A 22,071-nucleotide genomic window follows, 5' to 3' on the forward strand; every position below is an offset into this window, starting at 1 on the left:
ATGAAACCCATATACGTCCTCAACGGCCCCAACCTGAACAGGCTGGGCAAACGCGAGCCCGAGATCTACGGCACGACGACGCTTGCGGAGATCGAGGCGGGGTGTCGGGACGCTGCCGGTGACAGGCCCGTTGAATTCCGCCAAACCAACAGCGAAGAGCGACTGATCGACTGGGTGCATGAAGCAATCGACGAAGGGGCGGGCATAATCATAAACCCGGCGGCATTCACCTTCACCTCCTTGGCGCTTCTCGATGCACTGAAGATGTTCAAGGGCCCCATAATCGAGTTCCACATCAGCAACATCCACCGCCGTGAGCCGATATACCACCGCTCATATGTTTCGATGACTGCTACCACGGTCATGGCCGGTCTGGGCGCAGAGGGGTATCCCCTGGCGGTGCGCGCAATGGAGACGCTTATCGCAAGAGAAGTGAGGTAGGAGGCATCGCCGTGCCTCAAGGTCGACACACGAAAACAGCGACCCCGTCCGCCCACGCCCACCGCGCATCAAAATCAATCTCCTTCGTGGCAACCGAAGAGAATCATTTGACCAAATCAAAAGCCAGTGGCTTTTTCAGCAACCTGCTAAAGCTCGGCGCACGAGCCTCACCGCGGCTGTGATTGGCTAAGGCGACGCCACCGTTTGAACTACCCCGGGGTTTGAAGCTCAGGCTCGACCGAACCGTCGTCAAAAATTCCCGGCTTGACAGAAAAGTCATGGCGGATAGACGTCGCTCCCGAGTTTTCTTTGGAGTAGGCATGTGAAAGCACTGGCTTCCGTATCCGCATTTGTCGGCAAGACTTTCGCCGCTTGGGTCATCCTTTTCGCAATCCTCGGGTTCTTTTTCCCCGACACCTTCAAACAGTTCGGCCCATGGATCGTCACGCTGCTGTCGATCATCATGTTCGGAATGGGCCTGACATTGTCGATGGACGACTTCCGCGAGGTGGTGAAACGCCCCTTTGATGTCGCAATTGGTGTGCTCGGCCAGTTCCTCATCATGCCTCTTATTGCCGTCCTTCTGACGCGCATCGTCCCGATGCCGCCCGAGGTCGCAGCGGGTGTCATTCTCGTCGGCTGCTGCCCGGGGGGCACGTCGTCCAATGTTATGACCTACCTGTCGAAAGGTGACGTCGCGCTGTCGGTCGCCTGCACATCGGTCACCACGCTGGCCGCCCCGATCGTCACACCCCTGCTCGTCTGGTTCTTTGCCAGCCAGTTCCTTCCCGTCGATGGCTGGGCAATGTTCCTCAGCATCGTCAAGGTCGTCCTGATACCGCTCGCGCTTGGCGCAGTGCTTCAGAAGCTGCTGCCGGGTGTGGTCAAGGCGGCTGTTCCGGCATTGCCGCTTGTCAGCGTCACCGGCATTGTTCTCATCGTTTCCGCCGTGGTCGGCGCCTCGAAGGCGTCGATCGTTCAGTCCGGGCTGATGATCTTCGCCGTTGTCATCCTGCACAACGGTTTCGGCTACTTGCTCGGCTTCCTCGCCGCGCGAGCAGCCGGCCTGTCGCTCGCCAAGCGCAAGGCGATAGCCATCGAGGTGGGAATGCAGAATTCGGGCCTGGGCGCGGCGTTGGCAACTGCTTATTTCTCCCCCCTGGCAGCCGTTCCCAGCGCTATTTTCAGCGTGTGGCACAACATTTCGGGCGCGCTTCTGGCCAACTGGTTTGCACGACGCGAGGAAGAGGCACGTAGAGAAACGTGACCGAAAGGCACGTCACAATCCGGCTGGGCTGAACACGTTTTGGGCCGGCATTGGATCAGACGGGCCGGTCGCAAAAATGCCGGCGGCAGGAGGCGTTGAGCCCATATACACTCTGCTCTCCATGCCCTGTTGACCTTTTGAAGTGCGGAGGGGGGCGCAAGCGGATCGTTCTGGACGGCGTCGAGATCGGTCAGCACGACCGCTGCTTCGACCGTGGCGAGACGATCTATAATCCATGGCATTACGTATCGGTCCTGACGCGCAAGCCGATAGTACTGCGCAATGGCGCGCCTTTCCACGACCGGGTTATGCCTGCCGCCATGGAGAAGGTGCGCCACCGGCTGAAGGCCATGCATGACGGGGACCGACAGATGGTGTCGTGCCTCGAATGTGTCGACCTAGACGGGCTCCCCGCCGTCGAGGGGCGGATTGTCCGCCGCCGTCATCATCGGTAGGGTGTCCGCCTGTTTCAACGACGTCCATCCCAAAATACATGGCGAGTTTTCAGCTCGGCATCACCCGAAATGACGGTTATCTCGACACCATTTGAGAAGCTTCCCGTGCTGCTGCAATGAGATCGACCGACAACTTGCGTTCCGCCTGAAGCTTTGAGAAGCGTGATTTCAATGTTGATATGTTAATCGCACCGACAGGCTCGTCGCGGCCCGCAAAAACAGGAGCCGAAAGAGAAATACTGTCTACGTCTTCCATTTTCTCGGTAATGGACAATCCCCTGCGGCGGACATCCTCAAAATACCTCAAAATGCCCTCGTTATCACTAAGGCCAAAACGTTCTCGCGCGTGTACCATCGAATTCTTATAAACGCGCAAGATCTCCTCGATCGGAGCATGAGCCAGCAAAACTTGTCCCGACGAAGCGGAAAGAGCCGCAAAACGCTGGCCAACCGGAAGGTTCACAGAGCTGAGATGCTTGCTTGGAATGCTCCTGAGGATGACAATGTCGATATCATCTCGTTCTACCCAAGCCACCGTTTCACCGGTCTTTTGTGCCAGCATATCCAGCACGGGTGCTACGCGCTCCGCATATGTATGGGAGCCGATAAGACTTAGCGCCAAATCAATTGCCTTGGCTGACACTCGGTAGTGCTTGCTCGAACCATCGCGCCGCAAATACCCCAACTGGTGGAGGGTGTAGACAAACCGCTGTGTGGCACTGCGCCCAAGCCCCGTTGCCTGAGAAATTTCAGCGATGGTCAGAGTCCTGCGCCCCCCATCGAAGGATTCCAGAATTCGAAGGGCACGCGCAACCGAAGCGACGAAAAGACGAGGGTCGGGGCCAGCGTCCTCGTCCGTGTACATCTCATCCGCGTGATCCATATGAATGGGTCCTTCCATTCCAAGTTCGGTTTGGCGATCGCTCGACCAAATCCCATACTCGCCCGATCGCTATAGGCGGCGCCTCGGCCGCCTATAGCTTATCAATACGATTAACGCTGCAACTTCAAGCCTGACTGATCGAAGTCCCAAGCGTTGGTTGTATCGCGCGAGAGCTCCATTTTGCGGATGCGCTGTGTCGGCGTTCGTGGGAAATCCTCAACGAACTCGATGAAGCGCGGCCATTGGAAATAAGGCAGGCGCGATTCGCACCAACGCATAAGGTCCGCCGGCTCAAGTTCGTGGCCGGCTGGTTTCCTAATGAAAATCTTTATTTCGTCTTCACCAAGCTCACTCGGCACGCCAATCAGTGCCACCTCTTCAATAGCCGGATGATCGAGCAACACACGCTCTACTTCCCAGGCAGAAATGTTGATCCCCCGACGGCGAATTGAATCCTTCGCACGGCCCGCGAAATAGAAATAACCCTCTTCATCCTGTCGCGCGAGATCGCCCGTACGGAACCAGCCGTCGCGCATGCTTTCCGCCGTGGCTTTTTCGTTGCGAAAATAGCCGAGGAAGTGCAGCCCTTTTTCATGCGACTTGATGCAAAGTTCGCCAACCTCGCCCGGCTTGCACTCCTTGCCATCGGAATCCATCACACTCGCGTCGAACCACGACAACGGCTTGCCGATGGAGCCCACCTTGCCGTCCACATTCACAAGGCAGAAGGTGATCATCTCCGACAGGCCATAGCCTTCGCGAATGGAAACGCCAAATCGCTCTTCTACCGGACGCCATAGTTCCGCCGGGCAGCCACCGCCCCACGCAATGATAACACCGTGGCTCTTGTCGCTGGGGCTTTCGGGCTGCTTGAGCACCATCGGCAACACGCTGCCAAGATAGTGGACACGCGTCGCGCCCATGTCGCCCGCCTGCTGCCAGAATCGCGAGGCGCTGAACCGATCGACAATACCTAACGTGATCTTGCCAATCACCGCCGCTATGCATACGGCAACGCCCGCGCCGTGGTGCAGCGCTTCCCACAGCATGAATGTTTCACCCGGCTGAACCCCGGTGAGGTGCAGAATGGCCAGCGGTCCAGCGCGGAGCGTGCGATCCGATTTCAGTACACCCTTCGGCGCTCCTGTCGTGCCGGAGCTGGGGGTGATGGCGATAATGTCATCCGCCGCCGGTGCAACAGCGGGCGCCGAACCGTCCGCGAAGGCAGTCAGTTCCTCAAAGCGAGTTTGGGGCGATGCCGCTTCTGGTACGCCCGAGCGCCAAGCAAGCACATCGAAGTCAAACTTTTCCAGTATCGGTTCAAGTTGGCCCGCATAGGCGATGTCGGCGATGAGCGACGTGACGGCAAACGCCTCGAAAGGATACTCCAGCGCCGCGCCCTTCAGGCTTGTATTGATGGGAACCCGCACAAGGCCAATTTTCGCCAGCGCAAAAATCGCGACAATATGGTCCGGGTGGCTTGGAAGCATGAGGCCGACATGATCACCCTTCTTCAGGCCTTTGGCGAGGAGCGCATTGGCGAGCCGGTTGACACGTTCGTTCAGAGCCCCAAAAGTAAGGGTTTCGCCCCCAAATTTGCAGAATACTCGATCCGGATCGGTGGCGGCTTCCCTATCCATGATCTCGCGGAAGGTCGTTTCGCCAACACTCGGCGTTGCTGTCATCGTTATTCTTCCTTGTCTGAAGGCAGTATCAAAACCATCGGGTTTCCCCGAAGGGGCAAGCTGCCTCATTGTGATTGTGGCACGCGCAATCAGGTTCCGGTGAATATGGGCTTGCGCTTTTCGGCAAAGGCCCGGGCACCTTCACGAAAATCGCTACTGGCTGCGACCATGCGCATGAATGCGGCGATCTCATCTTGATGACTTGCCAGATCGGTAACGGCCAGCGCCTGAAAAATACGCTTGCTCGCCTGTACGCTGAGCGGAGCGCTGTCCAGCATGCCCGAGCAAAAATCGAGCGCTGCAGCTACGGGGTCCTCGTCGGTCAGCACGTCTAGCAGACCCGTCTCGTAAGCACGGTTTCCATCGATGCGATTGCCTTCGAATAGCATCTTGCGTGCCTGCGACAGGCCCACCAGCGTCATCAGACGCGAACACTGCCAAGAAGGATAGGTAAAGCTCAGCTTGGCCGCCGGAATGCCTAGTTCCGAAGCGCGTGTCCCTACGCGAAAATCACAACACATGGCTAGGCTGAGGGCACCACCGATGCAATAGCCATCAATCGCAGCCACAACGGGAAATGGTGCCTCCGTCACGGCTCGAAAGGCGTGCTCGATATCCTGTTCATAAGCCGTCCGGCGGTGCGGGTCTTCCCGCGCCGCCGAGGCATCCTTGATGTCGTCACCAGCGCTGAAGTGACCGCTGGCTCCGGTGAGAACGGCAAGGCGGATCGCCTTGTCCTGGGCAGCCCGGCGCAGAGCGTTGTGGATGCCCTGCCATGCTTGCTGATTGCATGCATTGCGCTTGTGCTGGCGGTTGATGGTCACCTGTACAACGCGTTCATTTGCCCAATCGAGCAGGACTTCACTTTCGCGACCGAAAGTTTCCTGTGGTGGTACTTTCATGATGTCGATCCTGAGCCCGTTTGGTTACGCAGATGGCTTGCGCGCAGCCCGCTCGGCAAGAAACTGTTCCATCATCCGGGCTGGCTCGCCTGTGGCATAAGATTGGCGATGAATTCTGATGCCGGCCTCGATTGCATCCCTAAAGCCGACCTCCGTCATTTCCCGGAAGCGGGCTTTGTCGAGCCGCATCGCGACAGGCGGCTTCGCTGCCAGTTCCGCAGCAAGCGTCAAGGCCTCGTCGAGCACCGCTTCCTGCGGCACGATGCGATTGATCAGTCCGATTGCGTGAGCCTCTTGGGCATCCATCAGACGACCCGTCAAAGTAAGGTCGATGGTGCGAGCAAGCCCGATCATCTCGCGCATGATCCAAGGGCCAGTAACGCTGGCGATGCCTGAGTTGATCTCCGGCTGCCCCATTCTTACGTTTGCATGGCCAATGCGCAGGTCGCCGAGCAGCGCGACCTGAAAAGCGGAACCCGCCGCAACGCCATTGAGCGCTACGATCAGAGGCTTGGAAAGCCCGCGCATTGTATCGTAGAGCGTCTCCCATTCTTTGAGCCACTCCTCGGCGCGCTCCGGGTCAAACGTCTTGGTTTCGTTCAGGTCCTGTCCAGCCCCGAACGCCTTCTCGCCCGCGCCGGTCAGGACGATCGCCCCAACCGATGAATCCGCTTCCGCGCGCCGGAATGCCTCGACGAGCATGGCGCGCATGGGCGCATGCCAAGCATTGAGTAGGGCGGGACGGTTCAGCGTGATGACGGCAACCGCGTCTTGCAGTTCCTCCAGAATGAAGCGTTCGTTCACCTTTGCCTCCATAATTGCTATTCAATTGAAATAATTATATTTCGAATCGGCCAATGGCGTCAATACTTCTTCAGTCGGTCAATTTGAAGATTGACGCTCACTGCGAAGAAGAGGTTTGAATCCGAGCCGTTAGGCGTCCGAACACTTAGCCTGGTGATGGTCGCGAGATGGTCGGCAGTCTCCTTTTTCCAACCAGACCGGATCAATCCACCGCAGCAATTTTTCGTCGGTTCCGTACTTTTGCTACGCCCACCATCACGAGGATGGCGAATGACACGAACAGAACGGTCGCAGAAATGGGCCGGTCTATGAACACGCTCACATCGCCCTGGGACAACAGCATGGCCCGCCTGAAATATTGCTCCATCAGAGGCCCGAGGATGAAACCCATAAGGAGCGGAGCGGGCTCAAATCCCAAGAGCCTCATACCATAGCCGGCACATCCCAATACCAGGACGGTGAGGACATCGAAGGTATTGTAGTTCAGAGAATAGACACCGATGCAGATGAGGGCGATGACTGCTGGATACAGTATCGAATAAGGAATCCTGAGAAGTGAAACCCAAAGTCCAATGAGAGGAATATTCAGGAGAAGCAGAAGCGCATTGCCGATGACAAAGCTTGCTACGAGGCCCCAGAACATTTCTGGGTGGCTCGCCATTAGATTTGGACCCGGTGTGATACCGTGAATCATCAACGCGCCAAGTATGAGAGCCATGGTGGCACTGCCGGGAATTCCGAGAGTGAGCGTCGGGATGAAGGACGTTTGGGCCGCGGCGTTATTGGCGGCTTCTGGCGCTGTCACACCTTCGATGGCTCCGTGGCCAAATCGCTTAGGCGTCTTCGAAACCCTTTTCTCGACGGCATAAGATAGAAACGCAGCAATTGTCGGCCCGGTGCCTGGTAGTACACCCAGTATGCATCCTATGACGGATCCTCGCGCAATCGGCGTTACCGAATTGGTCACATCCTTCCGGGTGGGAACCATGTCACGCAAACGAACTTTGGCCAGCACGGTGCCGCCACGAAGCTGCGTGATCGAACTGATAACTTCCGAAAGACCAAAAAGACCCATTGCGATTGCGACGAGATCGATACCGTCGAAGAGTTCCGGCACGCCAAATGTGTATCGTTGCAAGCCGGAACCGGTATCAGTGCCGACACATCCAAGTGCCACCCCGAGGCAGATCATGACAACGCCTTTGACAGGCGAGCCTTGGGTAACCGCCGCCGATGCCAGAAGGCCAAGCACCATGACGGCAAAGTAGTCGGCGGGCCCGAATGACAGGGCAAATTGCGCCAACAGTGGCGAGCACGCCGCCATAAGAGCGATACCGACTGCTCCCCCCGCGAAAGAGGCCAGAGAGGTCATGCAAAGCGCAGGACCCGCCCGGCCTTGCTTGGCCATAGGATATCCATCGAGGCAGGCTACCGCACTCGAGGCCGATCCTGGAAGCCGGAGCAGGATCGAGGCGGTTGAGCCTCCATACTCGCCGCCGTAGTAAATGCCGGCTAGCATGACGAGCGCAGTTGTCGGCTCAAGATAGAACGTAATCGGTAGAAGAATGGAGATTGCCGCCATCGAGCCAATGCCCGGCAAGACACCTACAAAGGTCCCCAATGCCACTCCGAAGAAGCAATAGAACAGGTTCACCGGGGTGAGCGCGTAGCTGAAACCATCTACGAGATTGACCAAGGTTTCCATCAGTAAGCCTCCCCGAACGCTGGGATCGTAACGCCAAGCGCGACGATGAAGACAAGCCAGCAGAGAACGGACACGCTGGTGCCAATCAAGATCATTGATTTCAGTGATCTGGCGCTGTCGGCCCAGCACGCAATGAAACAGGTCACTAAAACAGTCGGAACCATGCCGAGTGAGGGTATGGCCAGGGCAAAGAACAACACGCTCCCGCTGATGAGTGCCAGTGAGCGCCACTCAGGCAGAGGAATGGATCCGCTCTGCTGGAGGCCGGTAAGCAGAATAAAAAGGCCCAGCCCGATCATGAGGGTCCCCACCGCGAGCGGGAAAAATCCCGGCCCCATCTGCGCAAGCGTTCCGATCGAATAGCCAACCGCGGGAATGGCGAAGGCGGCCCCTAACCCCATTGTCAAGACCCCGGCTGTTACGTTCCTTGCATCCATTAGTCCCTCCGTGGTAATTGCTATCCAATTGTTGTAATTTTATATTGCAATTACGCATATAACCGCCTTTAATATTTGTCCAGCCGGAAGCGGAACGATTCAGAACCGTTCCGCCGTCCCTACCGAAACCGGCAGGGCAGAGAGCTAACAGGAGTGAACTGTCGCCACATGGACACTTCACCCTCAATGCTTTTTGCGGATGACGTGCCCTATCACACAAGTACGGAAAGACTGGGAGAACAGCGTGTTCAAATATATCGTCTCTAGTGCAATCGTCGCAATGACAGCTGTTTCGCTGAACGCAAAACAGGCTTTAGCGCAAGATTATCCCGACCGTCCCATCCAGTTGATTGTGCCTTATTCAGCTGGCGGTGCGGTTGATTTTGTCGCCCGCACGTTGGCAAGGGATCTTTCGATAAAGCTGGGCCAACCAGTCGTTGTCGAGAACCGTGGCGGCGCATCAGGAAACATTGGCTCCCAAGCCGTGGCGCGTTCCCGGCCCGATGGTTATACGATCCTGATGTCTTCCGTCACCAGCACGACGCTCACAAGCCTGATGCAGGAAACGGCAATGGGTTTTGATTACCAGAACGACTTTGTACCTGTCGCGGTCGTGGGCGAAATTCCGACGGTTCTCGTGGTAAACAAGGATTTTCCCGCTCAGACCGCGGATGAGCTTATCGTAGCCGCCAAAGGAGGTGCCAAGATCAGCTACGCCTCGACCGGAGTCGGCTCCGTCGAACATCTTGCCATGGAGCTTTTCCAGCAGCTGACCAACACAGAACTGCTTCACGTGCCCTACGACGGCGCGGCGCCGGGCATAGCTGACGTAGCGGGCGGTCATGTGGCCGCAATGATAGCCACGATCCCCACTGCCCTTTCGCAAATTGAAGGCGGCACAGTTCGCTCGCTCCTCGTTGCATCGGACAAACGGCTCGACAAGCTTCCAGATACGCCAACAGCGTCTGAGGTCGGGCTCGAAGGCATGAACGTCGCTTCGATGTATGCGGTGCTGGCGCCTAACGAGGTTGATAGAAAAACCCTCGATAAGCTCAATGCGGCATTAACAGAAATCACGAGCGACGAAAAATATCGGACAACCATGGCTGAACGCGGCATCGAGCCAATCACGACCTCCCTGGAAGAGGCGAGCGCGCGGTTTGGCGGTGAGTTCGACAAATGGAAAAGGGTCGTTGAAACGAACAATGTAACGGGTAAGTAGTACTGGACATCTGCTCAGGCGGCGCGCTTTGTGCGTTGCCTGGTGCGGCCCTAGCGGGCCCTCCTCGTAAGGCGCTAATCGCCTTGATAACATTCGTCTGGTGCGACCAGGGCGTGCTTGCTATTGCCGCCGCTCAAGCATCCGCCGTACTTCACGGCCGCGCTCCCGCAGAACGGCGTCCCACATCTTTTCGCGAATAGACTTGCGCTTTGCAGCTACGTTGTGGCTCATGAGAGTACATCCTTCTATAACGCCGGACATCTAGCAGATTTCCGATAGACGGCGGACTATCCATTTTGCATTGCAGCATTGCACTTTTTCGAGGTGCAGGAACGGTGCGTACCATTTCGCTTCCTGTCGGATTGGATTAGCGTCGTGCGGGCCAATCGCGTGGGACAGAATGCAGCTTCCAATCAAGGCAATCCTCGTTTTTCACGCTGCGGCGCGTGCCGGCAGCATTTCCCGTGCTGCGGAAGACCTGAGCGTCACCCCGTCAGCCGTCAGCCAGCAGATACAGTTGCTGGAGACCCAGCTTGGGGTCTCGCTTCTGACGAAGGCCGGCCGCGGTGTCGCACTCACCGAAGCCGGAGAACGCTATTTTTCCATGATCTCGGAGCAGATCGAGCGCATCGAGGAAGCGACCGGCACAATCCGTGGTTTCCGCTCGGTGACAACGCTCACCATTCGCGCCACCCCCACCCTATCCAACAAGTGGTTGCTGCCCCGGCTCGGCGCGCTTCTTGACCAGCATCCCGATCTCGAAGTCCGCCTCGACGGGACCAACGAGCCGACCGACTTCAACCAGGAACTGGTCGATATCGAACTGCGGCACGGCAATGGGCGCTGGCCCGGCCTCTTCGTCGAGGGCATCGCCGAAGAGCAGTTCATTCCGGTGTGCGCACCGTGCTATGCGGCGCCCGGCAGCCTGCGCGTGGACGACCTGCCGAACCACCGGCTGATTCATTCGGTGAAATCGCAGGCGCAATGGGCGACGTGGTTCCAGCTTGCCGAGGTCGCGCCCGGTGAACGCTGGCGCCGCGTAATGTTCGACCGCAGCCACATGGCAATCGATGCCGCCGTGCGCGGCATGGGCATCGCGCTGGAAAGCACGCTGATGATGGAGGACGAGCTGAAAAGCGGCCGCCTGGTCTGCCCCGTGGCCGCCGCACCGGAACTGCGCATCGTCACCCAGTGGATCGTTTGCCCGCGCGATCATCTGCGCCAGAAGAAGGTCCGCCTCTTTCTCGACTGGCTGCGGACGGAACGCGACGTCTGGCAGGCGGCACAGGTCGGTGTGCGGTTCTAGGAAAGTGCCGGCGTCACGTGCAAGGCAGCCAACGCGGCCTTGGTAAGGTCTTCCGGCGACAGGGCGATGTCGAGCACGATGGCGTCTTCCTCCACACCCGGACGCTCCAATGTGCGGAGCTGGCCTTCCAGCAGCGTGACCGAGGCAAAATGCCCGCGCCGCGACTGAAGGCGGGCTGCAATCAGCTCCGCCGGACCGTCGAGGAAGAGGAAACGAACGGTCCCAAGCCGTGCGCGCATCAGCTCCCGGTAGCTCCGCTTCAGCGCCGAACAGGAGATGACGGCCGGGCGGGCCGGAAGGGAGAGTGCCTTGTCGCAGACTGCGTGGAGCCAGGGCTGGCGCTGGGCGTCGGTCAGCGCGATGCCCTTGCGCATCTGCTCGACATTCTCCGCTGTATGAAACTCGTCCGCCTCGACGAAATCGCACTGCAGGCTTGCCGCAAGGCGGCGGCCGATCTCCGACTTTCCGGTTCCCGCCGTACCCATGACGACCAGGAAGTCGTCATGGGCCGCTTCGATCTGCGCCGCCATCTCAATAAAGGCCGAGCAGGCGGATCGGAGCAAGTGTCAACTCCGGGAAGAGCACCAGCGCAAGGATGGCCGTGACGAGGATGGACATAGGCGCAAGCGAGCCCTTCACCACGTCCTCGATCGACATCTTCGCCACCTGCGCCACCGCAAAGAGGCAGACCCCCACGGGCGGCGTGACGAGGCCGAGTGTCAGCGTGATCACCATGACGACCAGGAAGTGGATGGGATCGACACCGAGCGACACGGCCGGCGGCAACAGTACAGGGATGAGGATGAACATGGCGGCGATCGCATCCATGAACATGCCGACGACGATGAGGAACAGGAAGATCAGGACGAGCGCCATGGTCGGACCGGTGCTGATGGCGCCGAGGAAGGTCGCGACCTGCGCCGGCAGGCCATCATAGGTGAAGACCCATGCGGCAAGCTTTGCCGTGGCCGCAATGAAGAGGATCGTGCCCGAAGTGCGCGCCGTCTCGATGAAGATGCCCGGAAGCTCTCTCGGCGCGATGGTGCGGTAGAGCACGACGGACAGGAACAGCGTGTACAGCACCGCGATGCCGGCCGCTTCCGTCGGCGTGAAGTAGCCATCGACGATGCCGACCAACAGGATCACGGGCGTCAGCATGGGCAGGACGGCGGCGATGCCTGTGGTGACGACCAGCCGCAGATTGAATGGCGTCGGTGGATTGTAGCCGTGGCGCACCGCATAAAAATGGTTGAACACCATGAACATCAGAGCGATGAACAGGCCGGGAATGAGGCCAGCCACCAGCAGCGTACCGATCGAGGCATTGGCGATCGATCCGGCGATGACGATGAGGATCGAGGGCGGGATGATCGAAGAGAGCGTTGACGTGCACAGCGTCATGCCGACGGCATAGCCCTTGGGGAAACCATGGCGTTCCATCGCCTTGATCTCGATCGCCCCGATGGAGGCAATGTCCGCGACGGAGGAGCCGGAAACGCCGCCGAAGATCACCGAGGAGGCGACGTTTACATGGCCGAGCCCGCCGGGCAGCCAGCCGACGATGGCCTCCGCAAAATCGAACAGCTTTTCGGCGACACGGCCACGCTCCATGAGCACGCCGACGAGGATGAACAGCGGAACGGCCACGAGCAGGAAGGAATTCATGGCGGAGAACATGCTTTGCGCCAGAAGATCGACCGGCGTCGACGTGAAGGCAACGATGGCAATGACACTGGCAAGGCCGAGCGCGACGGCGAGCGGCACACCGAACGCGCTCATGAGCAGGAACAGGGCGAGAAGGACAAGGCTCATAGCTCTTTCTCCAGCTTCGGCGCGGCATTTTCGGCAAGGGCGATTTCGGGCATGCCCTGGGCGGGATCTGCAAGCTCGATCAGATCGCGACGTGTTTTCAGGGATTCGACAATGCCGAGGACAGCGAGCACGGCACTGATCGGCATGATCGTACCGATCAGCCACATGGGTACGGCGAGCGTCGCCGCCGTCTCGTTCATCACGAATTGCTGCCGGACAAGGTGGTATCCGGTCCAGCCGGTGAGCGCAAAGAAGACGACCGAAGACACGACGTAGATCGGCAGCGACAACCGCCTGACGACGCTCGGCATCATCGCGATCAGCACCGTGACGCGGGCGGTCTCGACAGTCCGGAACCCTGCCGCAAGGCCGAGGAAGATCATCCAGACAAAGAGGTAGCGGGTCGCTTCCTCCGTCCAGGAGACCGGCATGCCCAGCACGCGACTGGCAACCTGGATGAGGACGACCAGAAGCACGCCGACCACGGCGATACCGGCGGCAAAGTCCGTCGCGGCTTTCAGGGCTCCGCCCAGGAAAGAGGTGGTTTTGTCCATGGCGTGTCCTCCTTGCCGGACCGGCCGTGCGGCCGATCCGGCTGGCACTGCGGATCAGTTCTTGCCGACGGCGGCGACGGTCTTGTCGAAGAAAGCCTGATCCTTCACAAGACCGGCGAAGACCGGAAAGAGCTCCTTGGAGACTGCGACGAACGCCTGCTGCTGTTCCGGCGTCAACCGGTTGACCGCCATGCCATTCTTTTCGAGTTCGGCGATCGTCGACTCCGCAGTCGCGGCATCGTTTTCGACCTTCCAGGCCTCCGCTTCCTTGCCGGCTTCCTCCAGCGCCTTCTTGTGGGCATCGCTGAGGCCGTCGAATTTCGCCGGATTGATGCCGAGCACCCAGCCATCACCCATGTGATTGGTGATCGAGGCGTATTTCTGCACTTCGTAGAACTTCGCGCTGAGCGGCACGTTGATAGGGTTCTCCTGACCGTCCACGACCTTCAGCTGGAGCGCATTGTACACCTCGGCGAAGGCCATCGGCGTCGGCGCGGCACCCATCTTCTTGAAGAATTCCACCCAGAGCGGATTGTTCGGCACGCGGAACTTCAGCCCGGATAGGTCCTCCGGTTTTTCGATCGGGTGCTTGGAATTGGTCATCTGGCGGAAGGGGCGCGGCCAGAGATTGATGCCCTTGATGCCGATATTTCCCAGATCCGCGATCAGTTCCTGCCCCGGCTCGCCGGAAAGAAAACTGCGCAGCTGCGCCTCGTCGTCGAAGAGATAGGGAATGGAAATCGCAGAAAACTTCGGATTGAAATTGGCATAGAGCGAGGTGGCGAGCAGCAGCATGTCCAGCGAGCCGCCGGCAAGCTGCTTCACCGCGCCGGACGGGTCCCCGCCATAAAGCGTGCCGTTCGGGAAGACCTTGATCGTCAGTTCGCCATTCGTCTTGGCCGCAACAAGTTCGGCGAACTTGTTGGCTGCGACAGTGATTTCGGAATTGTCCGGATCGGGCGTCGAGAGCGTCAGCGTTTCTGCCTGTGCAAAGGATGCCGTGAGCATGGTCGCTGCGGCGAGCAGGCCGCGAAGGGTAAAGTGTTTCATGTCGTTCCTCCCAGTTTGACTGTCCAATGGATTACGCGGAATTGCCTCCGCGCGGATTCATGCGTCGCAGTTCCAGAATTACGCCGCTGTGATCAAGGTCTCCGTCACCATGATCCACCATCGCCTGGAAAAGCCGGTCAACCTCCTCGCTGACCGGAAGCCTCAATGCACGTGTCCTGGCGAAGGCGATCGCAGTGGATGTATCCTTCACCTGGTATTTAGCCGGACCGCCGGGCTCAAAGTTGCCTTCCACCATGCGCAACCCGTGCTGGCGAAACACTGTCGAATCGGCAAAGCCGCCGAGAAGCGCCTCGCGCACCTTCGCCGGGTCGGCGCCGCCGCTTTCGGCAAGCGTAAGCGCTTCAGCAACGGCACAGATCGTCGAAGCGACGATCAGTTGGTTTGCAAGCTTGGTGAGCGCGCCGCTGCCGGCCGGGCCGACATGGGTCGCCCGACCGAGACAGGCGAAGACGCCACGCAATTGCCCGACGACCGCGCCATCGCCCCCCACCATGATGGCGAGCGTGCCCTCCTTCGCTCCCTTCTCGCCGCCGGAGACCGGCGCATCGAGACAGACGATGCCGCGCTCCGCGGCCGCAGTCGCGAGCGCCACGGCCGTTTCGACCGGAATGGAGCTCATGACGACCAGCACCGCACCGGGCCGCATGCCCGCGATAACGCCGTCCGGCCCCGCCAATACAGCCTCGCAGACCGGACCGGAACTTAGCATGCAGATGACCACGTCGGCATCAGCAGCGGCCTCGACGGCACCAGCGGCGATAGCGATACCCTTCCCAGCAAGTGACGCGGCCTTTTCCGCCGTCCGGTTCCATACCGTTACGGTGAAGCCGGCATCGGCCATTCGTTCGGCCATGGGTGCACCCATGATGCCAGTGCCGAGAACGGCGATGGTTTCGACCGCGTCGCTCATAATTTCACCTCCGCACTCAAGGATACTGGCGTTCGGCGAAGCGGACCGGCCGCTCCTCCACGATGAGCGGCGGGAAGGCCCGACGGAAACGCTCCAGATGGGGCGTCTCGAGATGGGCATCGAAGGCGGCGCGGCTGTCATAGACCTCATAGAAGACCACCGTATCGTCGGTGCCCTCCGGGCAGATGACGTCAAACTGCCGGCAGCCGGGCTCGTCGGCAAGCGAGTGTTTCGCGTCGTCCTGCGCCGCCTCCAGGAAGGCCGGCAGCTTGCCGGGCTTCACCTGGAACTCCGCAATCACGACAAAGGCTGGCGTGCGCATCATCGTCTCCGGATCATTCGGCCGCGGCCCGCGCCGGGCGGAAGCGATCTTCCATCTCCCGGCGCAGGGACACGACATCGAGGTCGGCGACAAGCTCGACATCGTCGAAGGAGACGATCTGATCCTTCTTGATCGGCCGCTTGAGCTTGACATTATGCGCCAGGCCGATCGGAAGCGCCTTGAGGTCGAGGCTGCGCGTCGCCGGGATAGCGTTCGCCCAGACGGCATAGCCGCCCTCGCCGTCCAGCATTTCGCCCGGCTGCATGTCCTTCTTGGCGGTCGCGACAGCATCGCCGCGGAATTCCTTCGACGAGCCGGTCGGCTCGTTGCGCAGTACCGCCGAAAGCACGCTGACCGAAGTTTCGAGGCCGATGATATGGAACGGGCGCCACATGGAGGCGTACCAGCCCGAGGGGTCAGTCAGCAGGCCGTATTGCTTGAAGCAGGCGCGGGCATATTCGTTGTGCGCCTTGAAAGTGACGAAGACGCCGTAGCGGATGTTGTTGAAGACCTCGCGGCCGTCCGGCTCCTGGCTGGCAGCGATGTCGACGAGGCCCGAGCGGGCCATGCGGCCGCCATCGGCCGCCGGGCGGAAGACGCGGGCAAGGTCGTGCAAGCCAGCCGGCGGGAAGGCGAGGCCGTCATCCGGGCAGTCGAGGCCCGTGCCGTTGGCGACAGCTGCCATTTCGATCGCCGCCTTGGTGCCGTCGGTAAAAGAGTTGTAGAGCTTCGGGTTGAGATTGTCTGCGGCGACCTGTTCCTCGGTCCAGCCGAACAGTCCCCACACCGTATCCGGCGTGGAATAGCGGTAGCGCGGCTCGAAATTCATGCCCTTCCCGGCGGCGGTGATCTCGAAGCCGGTGGCGCGGGCCCAGTCGACCAACTCGCAGATCAGCGCTGGCTGGTCGCCATAGGCCATGGAATAGACGAGGCCCTTGGCGCGCGCCTTTTCCGCCAGGATCGGGCCGACCATCACGTCCGCCTCGACATTCACCATCACCACATGCTTGTTGTGATCGATGGCGCCGAGCGCATGGCGGGTGCCGGCGATCGGATGCCCGGTCGCCTCGATGATGCACTCGATCTCGCCGCATTCGAAGAGAGCCTTCACATCATCCGTAACGAAGGTCCTGCCGGTCTTGATCGCTTCGCCGCAACTGGTCGCGGAATAGCGCTCCTTCGGCCAGCCGACACGCTGGAGCGATTCCTTCGCCTTGCCAACATCGAGATCGGCGATCGCGACCATGTGCAGGCCTGCGATGCGCTGCGCCTGCGCAAGCACCATCGACCCGAACTTGCCCGCGCCGATCAGTCCGACCCGCACGGGGCGCCCATTGGCGGCGCGTAGGGAAAGCAGTGAATAAAGGTTCATTTCAACATCCTCGGCTGGGGAAAAACTTGAAGAGCACCCGGCCGGATCATCGACGCGCACGACCCTGCGGAAAACGGGCAGGATCGCCCTTCCGGCAAACAGGATCTGCTGATCGATAGTTCTCCTCCGGAAACGCAGCAAGCCGCCACGTCTCTCTCAGCCGCCTCCCACAGCGGCTTATGACGCAAACTGTAGGATCGAAAAGGAGTTAGCTCAATTTAGAAGAATCAGAAAACACGTTAGAAAATCTACAACAATGCGTCCCTGCAGATGCGGGCTTGTCGCAAAGATTTGTTTGGCCCGCAATTCACCCTTGAATGGGGTGTGTTCCGCCGAGCCTGCGCCTCCGCGTCGTCGAGAAGCCCGTTCATGCCCCGATCATACCTTGGCTGTCTCGTTCGTCTGCGGGGAACTGACAGCGCCGAGCCATTCACGGGTTTCCCTGAGGATCTCATCGGCGAGATCTGTGTCGTCCACCGCCCGCGCAAGAATGACGGCGCCGACCATGGCCGACCATCGGCCGATTGCTGCACGCCGTCGTTCGGCATCGTCATTGCCTGTCAGCGCACGAGCGAAGCGTTCGATCTGGTCTTCCAGCCCGCAACTCATCGCCGCGCGCGCTTCCGGACCCTGCTGACGCAGGAGCCCGGCGAGGCTTGCCACCGGGCATCCCTGCTCGGGGTGGTCGCGGTGCAGCGGCGAGAGATAGGCGTCGATCCAGCCCTGAAGGTCAGCCCCACCCGACGTCTCGCCCGAAAGGGAGTGGGTCACAGCCGCAGCGATCAGTTCGTCCTTCGATTTGAAGTGGCCATAGAAGCCGCCATGCGTCTGGCCCGCTGCCTTCATCACGTCAGCAACCGTAACGGTATCGAAACCGCGTTCGCGGAACAGGCGGCTGGCCTCGTCGAGAATGAGCTGGCGGTTCTGCGCCATCTGCTCACGGCTGACCTTCATCGTAAACTCCGTGCGCCCCGTTGACATAATCATGATGGCCATCATATAAAACTAAACATGATAGCTATCATGAATATATCAATCTGGTTCAAAAGGGCAATAGGATGACTAAAACCACCGTCCTCATCACCGGCGCCTCCGCCGGAATCGGCGCAACATACGCGGAACGCTTCGCGCGCCGAGGTCATGACCTGGTGCTGGTGGCGCGAGACAAGGTGCGCATGGAAGCTGCCGCCGCGCGGCTCTCGCAGGAGACCGGCGTCGCAGTCGAAGTGCGAGCCGCCGATCTCACAAGCCCCGAAGAGCTGGCCGCCATCGAAGCGCGGCTTCGCGATGACGATCGTATCGGCGTGCTGGTGAACAACGCAGGCGCGGGTCTGGGCGGTCAGTTCATAGAACAGTCCACAGACGCCATCACTGGTCTCATTGCACTCAACACGACATCGGTAGCGCGCCTGGCCAGCGCTGTCGCACCGCGCCTTGCCGCACGTGGCGAAGGTGCAATCATCAACATTGGCTCCGTGGTGGGACTCGCTCCGGAAATCGGGATGTCCGTCTACGGCGCGACCAAAGCGTTCGTGCTGTTCCTGTCGCAAGGCCTTGCCCTCGAGCTTGGCCCGAAGGGTGTCTACGTGCAGGCGGTGCTACCGGCCGCGACGCGCACCGAATTGTGGGGCCGGGCCGGCGCCGACGAGGCAACTCTGCCGCCGATGATGGAGGTGGGCGAACTGGTCGATGCTGCGCTTGTAGGCTTCGACCGCCGCGAAGCCATCACGATTCCTCCCCTGCACGACGGATCCTTGTGGGACGCTTTCAATGTTGCTCGGCAGGCGATGTTGCCCGGTTTCCAGACCGTCGATCCCGCTCCGCGTTACACCGCTGCCTGACTGGCTCTTTCCGAGAGAAAGAATATGACTGACGGCAAACTCTTTTGCCCCTTCGATCTTTCCGGCATCACGCTTGCCAATCACATCGTCATGGCGCCCCTGACCCGCAACCGCGCCGGTCCGGGTCTCGTGCCAGGCGCACTGGCGACAGAATACTACGCCCAGCGCGCGAGTGCCGACCTCATCATCACAGAGGCGACCCAGGTGTCCGAGCAGGCGCAGGGCATTCAGAACACCCCCGGCATCTACACGACAGAGCAGGCGGGCTGGCGAAAAGTCACGAATGCCGTTCACGCCAGGGGCGGCCGCATCTTCGTGCAGCTCTGGCATGTCGGACGGGTCAGCCATGTCGATCTGCATGATGGCAAGGCGCCCGTAGCGCCATCCGCGATCCGCGCCAAGGCCAAGACGTTCGTCAACGACGGTTTCGCCGATGTCTCAGAACCGCGTGCGCTCGAACTGGACGAGATCCCGGGTATCGTCGATTCCTTCCGCCGATCGGCAGCCAATGCGATCGAGGCCGGCTTCGATGGCGTCGAAGTCCACGGCGCCAATGGCTATCTTCTCGATCAGTTCCTGCGCGAGACTGCCAATGTCCGCACCGACGCCTATGGCGGTTCGATCGAGAACCGCGCCCGGTTGCTGATCGAAGTCGCGGCTGCGGTAGCAGACGAGATCGGTGCCGGCCGCACAGGCATCCGCCCGTCACCGGTATCTCCGGCCAGCGGGATCGTGCCGGCGGCCGACGAGCAACCGCAGTTCAACCATGTCGTCGAAGCGCTGGACGCACTGGGCATCGCCTACATCCATGTTGTCGAAGGCGCGACCGGCGGTCCGCGTGATGCCACGCCGTTCGACTACGACGTGCTGCGCCAGCGGTTTCGCAACGCATACATCGCCAACCCCGATCTGGTCGAACGCCTCAAGGCCGGGATTCCGCTTGCGCAGATGGACATGACGACGCTCTACGGCGGCGGTGCGCGGGGCTACACCGATTACCCGGCAAGCACCGCATTTGCCGATGCCTGAAAAGGAAATGTCGATGAAGGCCTTTATCCTGGACCGTTACGGCAAGACGCAGGCTTTGCGAATGGGTGAGATGCCCGCCCCCAGCACCGGCCCGAATGATGTCCTCGTCCGGATCGAGGCGGCCAGCCTCAACTTGCTGGACGCGAAGATCCGCGACGGCGCGTTCAAGCCGATCTTGCCCTACAAGCCGCCGCTGGTGCTCGGCCACGATCTCGCCGGCAAGGTGGTGGCGGTCGGTGAGAGGGTCAGTCGTTTCAGGGAAGGGGACGCGGTCTATGCGCGTCCCCGGGACGGCCGGATCGGCACGTTTGCCGAAATGATCGCGGTGAATGAATCCGATCTGGCTCTTATGCCGACCGACCTGTCGATGACAGAGGCCGCCTCGCTGCCCCTGGTCGCGCTTACCGCATGGCAGGCGCTCGTCGAGCACGGGCGGGTCAAGCGTGGGCAGAAAGTCCTGATCCACGCCGGATCAGGCGGGGTCGGGACAATTGCGATCCAGCTTGCCAAGCATCTCGGCGCGACCGTCGCCACGACCACCAGTGCGGCCAATGCCGAGATGGTGCGCAAGCTCGGCGCTGATATCGTCATCGACTATCGCAGCCAGCGTTTCGAGGATGAGATTTCGGGTTACGACCTCGTGCTCAACAGCCAGGATGCCGATACGCTGGAACGCTCCCTGAAGGTCCTCAAGCCGGGCGGGAAGCTGATTTCCATTTCCGGCCCGCCCGATCCGGCCTTCGCCAAGGCGCAAGGGCTGAACATCGTGCTGAAACTGCTGCTTCGGCTTTTGAGTTCAGGCATCCGCCGCATGGCGAAACAACGAGGCGTTGAATACTCATTCCTCTTCATGCGCGCAGACGGCGCCCAGCTCGGGCGCATTGCGGAGCTGGTCGAGACAGGCGCTATACGGCCGGTCATCGACCGGGTCTATCCGTTCGGACAGCTCAACGAGGCATTCGCCCATATCGAGACCGGCCGCGCCAAGGGCAAGGTCGTCGTCACGCCGACCCGGCAGTTGTGATATGAGCGGTTTCCAATCGGCCCGCTATACGGCCGCGCAGAGAAGGGACATTCCCATGGACTGCACGACGCTTGGTCGGACTGGACTTCAGGTCTCCCGCCTCGCTCTCGGCACCGGCAATTGCGGCGCACACGCTAGCGTGGCGACGTCGTCATCGCTCAGCAGTGCCGCCAGCTGGTCGCGACGGTCGAACGGCTGGATGGCGTCCAGCTCTTCGGCATGCTTCAGGATGATGTCAACGACTTCAGTTTTTGCAATCGCCCTACCTTCGTTGTGCTGATGCAGGCGTCACCTTGATGCCAATATCCTCACGCCGCCTCGATGTCGGTTTGCGAAAAGTCGTTGCCCTTGTAGAGGAGCGGTTCTCCGGTGAGCGCGGCAAGAGCATAGGAAAAGCAGTCGCCGTAATTGAGGCTGGCCGGATGACGGCCCTTGCCATAGCGACGCCAGGCGCGCCGCGCACGATCAGCATGTTCTGCTGTGACAGCGACGATTTCGACGTCTGCCTTGTAGAGCCAGAGGTCGAGATCTGCGCCTGCGGCTTCGCCAAGTCGGGTCTCGATCACCATTGCAGCCTCAAGGACGGTCGCGGCGGAGATTAGCCGGACGGAATCGTCCGCGATGCGCTCGCGGAAAGCCGCCGCTTCCGGCTCATTGAAGGCGATGGCGGCCAGGACGGAGGTATCGATCACCATCAGGATGGCAGTCCGTTCTCGTCGTAGCCGAGAATCTCGTCGGCTGTGCGGTTGTCAAGGACAGGCAGGGCGTTCCAACGTCGCTGGATCGCTTCGAGATCCTCGAGCAGAGCGGCCTTGCGCATGTCGGAGCCAAGCCGGCGCAAGCGCTCTTCGAGCGCGCGCTTGGTTGCCAGCGTGATGCTTTCGCCGGTCCGTTCGGCAAGGGTGCGGGCAAGCTGCTCGGTGTCGTGGTCCTTGATACTCAGCGCCATCTTTGTCGCCCTAGGTTCCTGATTGTCTATATTCTACCTTCGTAGCACAGCTATCGTGCACGGGCAATGCGAAGAAGCTC

The 22,071-nt window shown here is 60.3% G+C and carries 24 protein-coding genes; 8 read left to right on the forward strand and 16 right to left on the reverse strand.

The genetic code is table 11. The features are described 5' to 3' along the window. The 3 genes from HV823_RS20435 (at position 1) to HV823_RS20445 (ending at position 2,163) form a co-directional block, all read left to right on the forward strand. Positions 1–441, forward strand: a complete 441-nt coding sequence (locus HV823_RS20435; RefSeq protein ID WP_176951589.1) for a type II 3-dehydroquinate dehydratase — start codon at positions 1–3, stop codon at positions 439–441. 322 nt (positions 442–763) lie between these two features. Beyond that, complete coding sequence (locus HV823_RS20440; RefSeq protein ID WP_176951590.1) at positions 764–1,708, forward strand: bile acid:sodium symporter; 945 nt, start codon at positions 764–766, stop codon at positions 1,706–1,708. A 95-nt stretch (positions 1,709–1,803) separates the two neighbouring features. Next, the gene (locus tag HV823_RS20445) at positions 1,804–2,163 is read left to right on the forward strand and encodes a hypothetical protein (protein ID WP_176951591.1); all 360 of its coding nucleotides are present in this window, start codon (positions 1,804–1,806) and stop codon (positions 2,161–2,163) included. 76 nt (positions 2,164–2,239) lie between these two features. Here HV823_RS20445 and HV823_RS20450 read toward each other — a convergent pair whose 3' ends face one another. The 6 genes from HV823_RS20450 to HV823_RS20475 form a co-directional block, all read right to left on the reverse strand. Beyond that, positions 2,240–3,064, reverse strand: coding sequence for an IclR family transcriptional regulator (locus HV823_RS20450; RefSeq protein ID WP_176951592.1), 825 nt, complete (start codon positions 3,062–3,064; stop codon positions 2,240–2,242). Positions 3,065–3,156: 92 nt separating this feature from the next. Further along, positions 3,157–4,731 carry an AMP-binding protein gene (locus HV823_RS20455; protein ID WP_176951593.1) on the reverse strand — a complete coding sequence of 525 codons (1,575 nt, stop codon included), beginning with the start codon at positions 4,729–4,731 and terminating at the stop codon, positions 3,157–3,159. Between the two features lie 89 nt (positions 4,732–4,820). Beyond that, a complete protein-coding gene (locus tag HV823_RS20460) occupies positions 4,821–5,633 on the reverse strand; it encodes an enoyl-CoA hydratase/isomerase family protein (RefSeq protein ID WP_176951594.1) in 813 nt (270 codons plus the stop codon). 24 nt (positions 5,634–5,657) lie between these two features. Continuing rightward, entirely contained in the window at positions 5,658–6,437 is a 780-nt protein-coding gene (locus HV823_RS20465) for an enoyl-CoA hydratase/isomerase family protein (RefSeq protein WP_343051958.1), read from the reverse strand. Positions 6,438–6,639: 202 nt separating this feature from the next. Continuing rightward, a complete protein-coding gene (locus HV823_RS20470) occupies positions 6,640–8,142 on the reverse strand; it encodes a tripartite tricarboxylate transporter permease (protein ID WP_176951596.1) in 1,503 nt (500 codons plus the stop codon). Further along, a complete protein-coding gene (locus tag HV823_RS20475; protein ID WP_176951597.1) occupies positions 8,142–8,579 on the reverse strand; it encodes a tripartite tricarboxylate transporter TctB family protein in 438 nt (145 codons plus the stop codon). Before HV823_RS20475 ends, HV823_RS20470 begins: the two co-directional genes overlap by 1 nt. Positions 8,580–8,823: 244 nt before the next feature. Here HV823_RS20475 and HV823_RS20480 point away from each other — a divergent pair, with 244 nt between their 5' ends. Both HV823_RS20480 and HV823_RS20485 read left to right on the forward strand, forming a co-directional pair. Beyond that, entirely contained in the window at positions 8,824–9,801 is a 978-nt protein-coding gene (locus HV823_RS20480) for a tripartite tricarboxylate transporter substrate-binding protein (RefSeq protein ID WP_176951598.1), read from the forward strand. A 400-nt stretch (positions 9,802–10,201) separates the two neighbouring features. Continuing rightward, positions 10,202–11,107 (forward strand): LysR substrate-binding domain-containing protein, encoded by a 906-nt coding sequence (locus tag HV823_RS20485; protein ID WP_176951599.1) that lies wholly within the window; start codon positions 10,202–10,204, stop codon positions 11,105–11,107. On the opposite strand, the gene HV823_RS20490 is transcribed toward HV823_RS20485, so the two are convergent. The 8 genes from HV823_RS20490 to HV823_RS20525 form a co-directional block, all read right to left on the reverse strand. Beyond that, the gene (locus HV823_RS20490; RefSeq protein WP_176951600.1) at positions 11,104–11,670 is read right to left on the reverse strand and encodes a gluconokinase; all 567 of its coding nucleotides are present in this window, start codon (positions 11,668–11,670) and stop codon (positions 11,104–11,106) included. The two genes, HV823_RS20485 and HV823_RS20490, sit on opposite strands and share 4 nt — an antisense overlap. After that, the gene (locus HV823_RS20495) at positions 11,639–12,919 is read right to left on the reverse strand and encodes a TRAP transporter large permease (protein ID WP_176951601.1); all 1,281 of its coding nucleotides are present in this window, start codon (positions 12,917–12,919) and stop codon (positions 11,639–11,641) included. The genes HV823_RS20490 and HV823_RS20495 overlap by 32 nt, the downstream gene beginning before the upstream one ends. After that, a complete protein-coding gene (locus HV823_RS20500; RefSeq protein ID WP_176951602.1) occupies positions 12,916–13,473 on the reverse strand; it encodes a TRAP transporter small permease in 558 nt (185 codons plus the stop codon). The genes HV823_RS20495 and HV823_RS20500 overlap by 4 nt, the downstream gene beginning before the upstream one ends. A gap of 54 nt (positions 13,474–13,527) precedes the next feature. Beyond that, positions 13,528–14,523, reverse strand: coding sequence for a DctP family TRAP transporter solute-binding subunit (locus HV823_RS20505; protein ID WP_176951603.1), 996 nt, complete (start codon positions 14,521–14,523; stop codon positions 13,528–13,530). Positions 14,524–14,554: 31 nt separating this feature from the next. Continuing rightward, entirely contained in the window at positions 14,555–15,454 is a 900-nt protein-coding gene (locus tag HV823_RS20510) for an NAD(P)-dependent oxidoreductase (protein ID WP_176951604.1), read from the reverse strand. A gap of 16 nt (positions 15,455–15,470) precedes the next feature. Then, positions 15,471–15,776: a putative quinol monooxygenase gene (locus HV823_RS20515; RefSeq protein WP_176951605.1), complete on the reverse strand. Its 306-nt coding sequence runs from the start codon at positions 15,774–15,776 to the stop codon at positions 15,471–15,473. Positions 15,777–15,789: 13 nt separating this feature from the next. After that, entirely contained in the window at positions 15,790–17,148 is a 1,359-nt protein-coding gene (locus HV823_RS20520) for an NAD(P)H-dependent oxidoreductase (protein WP_176951606.1), read from the reverse strand. 378 nt (positions 17,149–17,526) lie between these two features. Next, a complete protein-coding gene (locus HV823_RS20525; protein ID WP_176951607.1) occupies positions 17,527–18,102 on the reverse strand; it encodes a TetR/AcrR family transcriptional regulator in 576 nt (191 codons plus the stop codon). 104 nt (positions 18,103–18,206) lie between these two features. On the opposite strand from HV823_RS20525, the gene HV823_RS20530 reads away from it, so the two are divergent. The 3 genes from HV823_RS20530 to HV823_RS20540 are packed head-to-tail and all read left to right on the forward strand — an operon-like array spanning position 18,207 to position 21,042. After that, positions 18,207–18,989 (forward strand): SDR family NAD(P)-dependent oxidoreductase, encoded by a 783-nt coding sequence (locus HV823_RS20530; RefSeq protein ID WP_176951608.1) that lies wholly within the window; start codon positions 18,207–18,209, stop codon positions 18,987–18,989. 24 nt (positions 18,990–19,013) lie between these two features. Then, entirely contained in the window at positions 19,014–20,018 is a 1,005-nt protein-coding gene (locus HV823_RS20535) for an alkene reductase (protein ID WP_176951609.1), read from the forward strand. A 13-nt stretch (positions 20,019–20,031) separates the two neighbouring features. Beyond that, positions 20,032–21,042 carry an NADP-dependent oxidoreductase gene (locus tag HV823_RS20540; protein WP_176951610.1) on the forward strand — a complete coding sequence of 337 codons (1,011 nt, stop codon included), beginning with the start codon at positions 20,032–20,034 and terminating at the stop codon, positions 21,040–21,042. A gap of 308 nt (positions 21,043–21,350) precedes the next feature. Here the strand turns inward: HV823_RS20540 and HV823_RS20545 are convergent, their stop codons facing one another. Together HV823_RS20545 and HV823_RS20550 are read right to left on the reverse strand one after the other, a co-directional pair. Next, positions 21,351–21,737: a type II toxin-antitoxin system VapC family toxin gene (locus tag HV823_RS20545; RefSeq protein WP_176951611.1), complete on the reverse strand. Its 387-nt coding sequence runs from the start codon at positions 21,735–21,737 to the stop codon at positions 21,351–21,353. Next, a complete protein-coding gene (locus HV823_RS20550) occupies positions 21,737–21,991 on the reverse strand; it encodes a type II toxin-antitoxin system VapB family antitoxin (protein WP_026622717.1) in 255 nt (84 codons plus the stop codon). Before HV823_RS20550 ends, HV823_RS20545 begins: the two co-directional genes overlap by 1 nt. Positions 21,992–22,071: the final 80 nt, after the last annotated feature.

The organism is Mycoplana rhizolycopersici (assembly GCF_013378445.1).
GTDB lineage: Bacteria > Pseudomonadota > Alphaproteobacteria > Rhizobiales > Rhizobiaceae > Mycoplana > Mycoplana rhizolycopersici.

What these genes read in the sequence shown, in the direction of transcription:
- HV823_RS20530 (WP_176951608.1), top strand. Translation starts at nt 18,207, where the DNA reads ATGACTAAAACCACCGTCCTCATCACCGGCGCCTCCGCCGGAATCGGC.
- HV823_RS20435 (WP_176951589.1), top strand. Translation starts at nt 1, where the DNA reads ATGAAACCCATATACGTCCTCAACGGCCCCAACCTGAACAGGCTGGGC.
- HV823_RS20495 (WP_176951601.1), bottom strand. Translation starts at nt 12,919, where the DNA reads ATGAGCCTTGTCCTTCTCGCCCTGTTCCTGCTCATGAGCGCGTTCGGT.
- HV823_RS20540 (WP_176951610.1), top strand. Translation starts at nt 20,032, where the DNA reads ATGAAGGCCTTTATCCTGGACCGTTACGGCAAGACGCAGGCTTTGCGA.
- HV823_RS20470 (WP_176951596.1), bottom strand. Translation starts at nt 8,142, where the DNA reads ATGGAAACCTTGGTCAATCTCGTAGATGGTTTCAGCTACGCGCTCACC.
- HV823_RS20515 (WP_176951605.1), bottom strand. Translation starts at nt 15,776, where the DNA reads ATGCGCACGCCAGCCTTTGTCGTGATTGCGGAGTTCCAGGTGAAGCCC.
- HV823_RS20525 (WP_176951607.1), bottom strand. Translation starts at nt 18,102, where the DNA reads ATGAAGGTCAGCCGTGAGCAGATGGCGCAGAACCGCCAGCTCATTCTC.
- HV823_RS20510 (WP_176951604.1), bottom strand. Translation starts at nt 15,454, where the DNA reads ATGAGCGACGCGGTCGAAACCATCGCCGTTCTCGGCACTGGCATCATG.
- HV823_RS20505 (WP_176951603.1), bottom strand. Translation starts at nt 14,523, where the DNA reads ATGAAACACTTTACCCTTCGCGGCCTGCTCGCCGCAGCGACCATGCTC.
- HV823_RS20460 (WP_176951594.1), bottom strand. Translation starts at nt 5,633, where the DNA reads ATGAAAGTACCACCACAGGAAACTTTCGGTCGCGAAAGTGAAGTCCTG.
- HV823_RS20500 (WP_176951602.1), bottom strand. Translation starts at nt 13,473, where the DNA reads ATGGACAAAACCACCTCTTTCCTGGGCGGAGCCCTGAAAGCCGCGACG.
- HV823_RS20450 (WP_176951592.1), bottom strand. Translation starts at nt 3,064, where the DNA reads ATGGAAGGACCCATTCATATGGATCACGCGGATGAGATGTACACGGAC.
- HV823_RS20520 (WP_176951606.1), bottom strand. Translation starts at nt 17,148, where the DNA reads ATGAACCTTTATTCACTGCTTTCCCTACGCGCCGCCAATGGGCGCCCC.
- HV823_RS20485 (WP_176951599.1), top strand. Translation starts at nt 10,202, where the DNA reads ATGCAGCTTCCAATCAAGGCAATCCTCGTTTTTCACGCTGCGGCGCGT.
- HV823_RS20550 (WP_026622717.1), bottom strand. Translation starts at nt 21,991, where the DNA reads ATGGCGCTGAGTATCAAGGACCACGACACCGAGCAGCTTGCCCGCACC.
- HV823_RS20475 (WP_176951597.1), bottom strand. Translation starts at nt 8,579, where the DNA reads ATGGATGCAAGGAACGTAACAGCCGGGGTCTTGACAATGGGGTTAGGG.
- HV823_RS20535 (WP_176951609.1), top strand. Translation starts at nt 19,014, where the DNA reads ATGACTGACGGCAAACTCTTTTGCCCCTTCGATCTTTCCGGCATCACG.
- HV823_RS20545 (WP_176951611.1), bottom strand. Translation starts at nt 21,737, where the DNA reads ATGGTGATCGATACCTCCGTCCTGGCCGCCATCGCCTTCAATGAGCCG.
- HV823_RS20455 (WP_176951593.1), bottom strand. Translation starts at nt 4,731, where the DNA reads ATGACAGCAACGCCGAGTGTTGGCGAAACGACCTTCCGCGAGATCATG.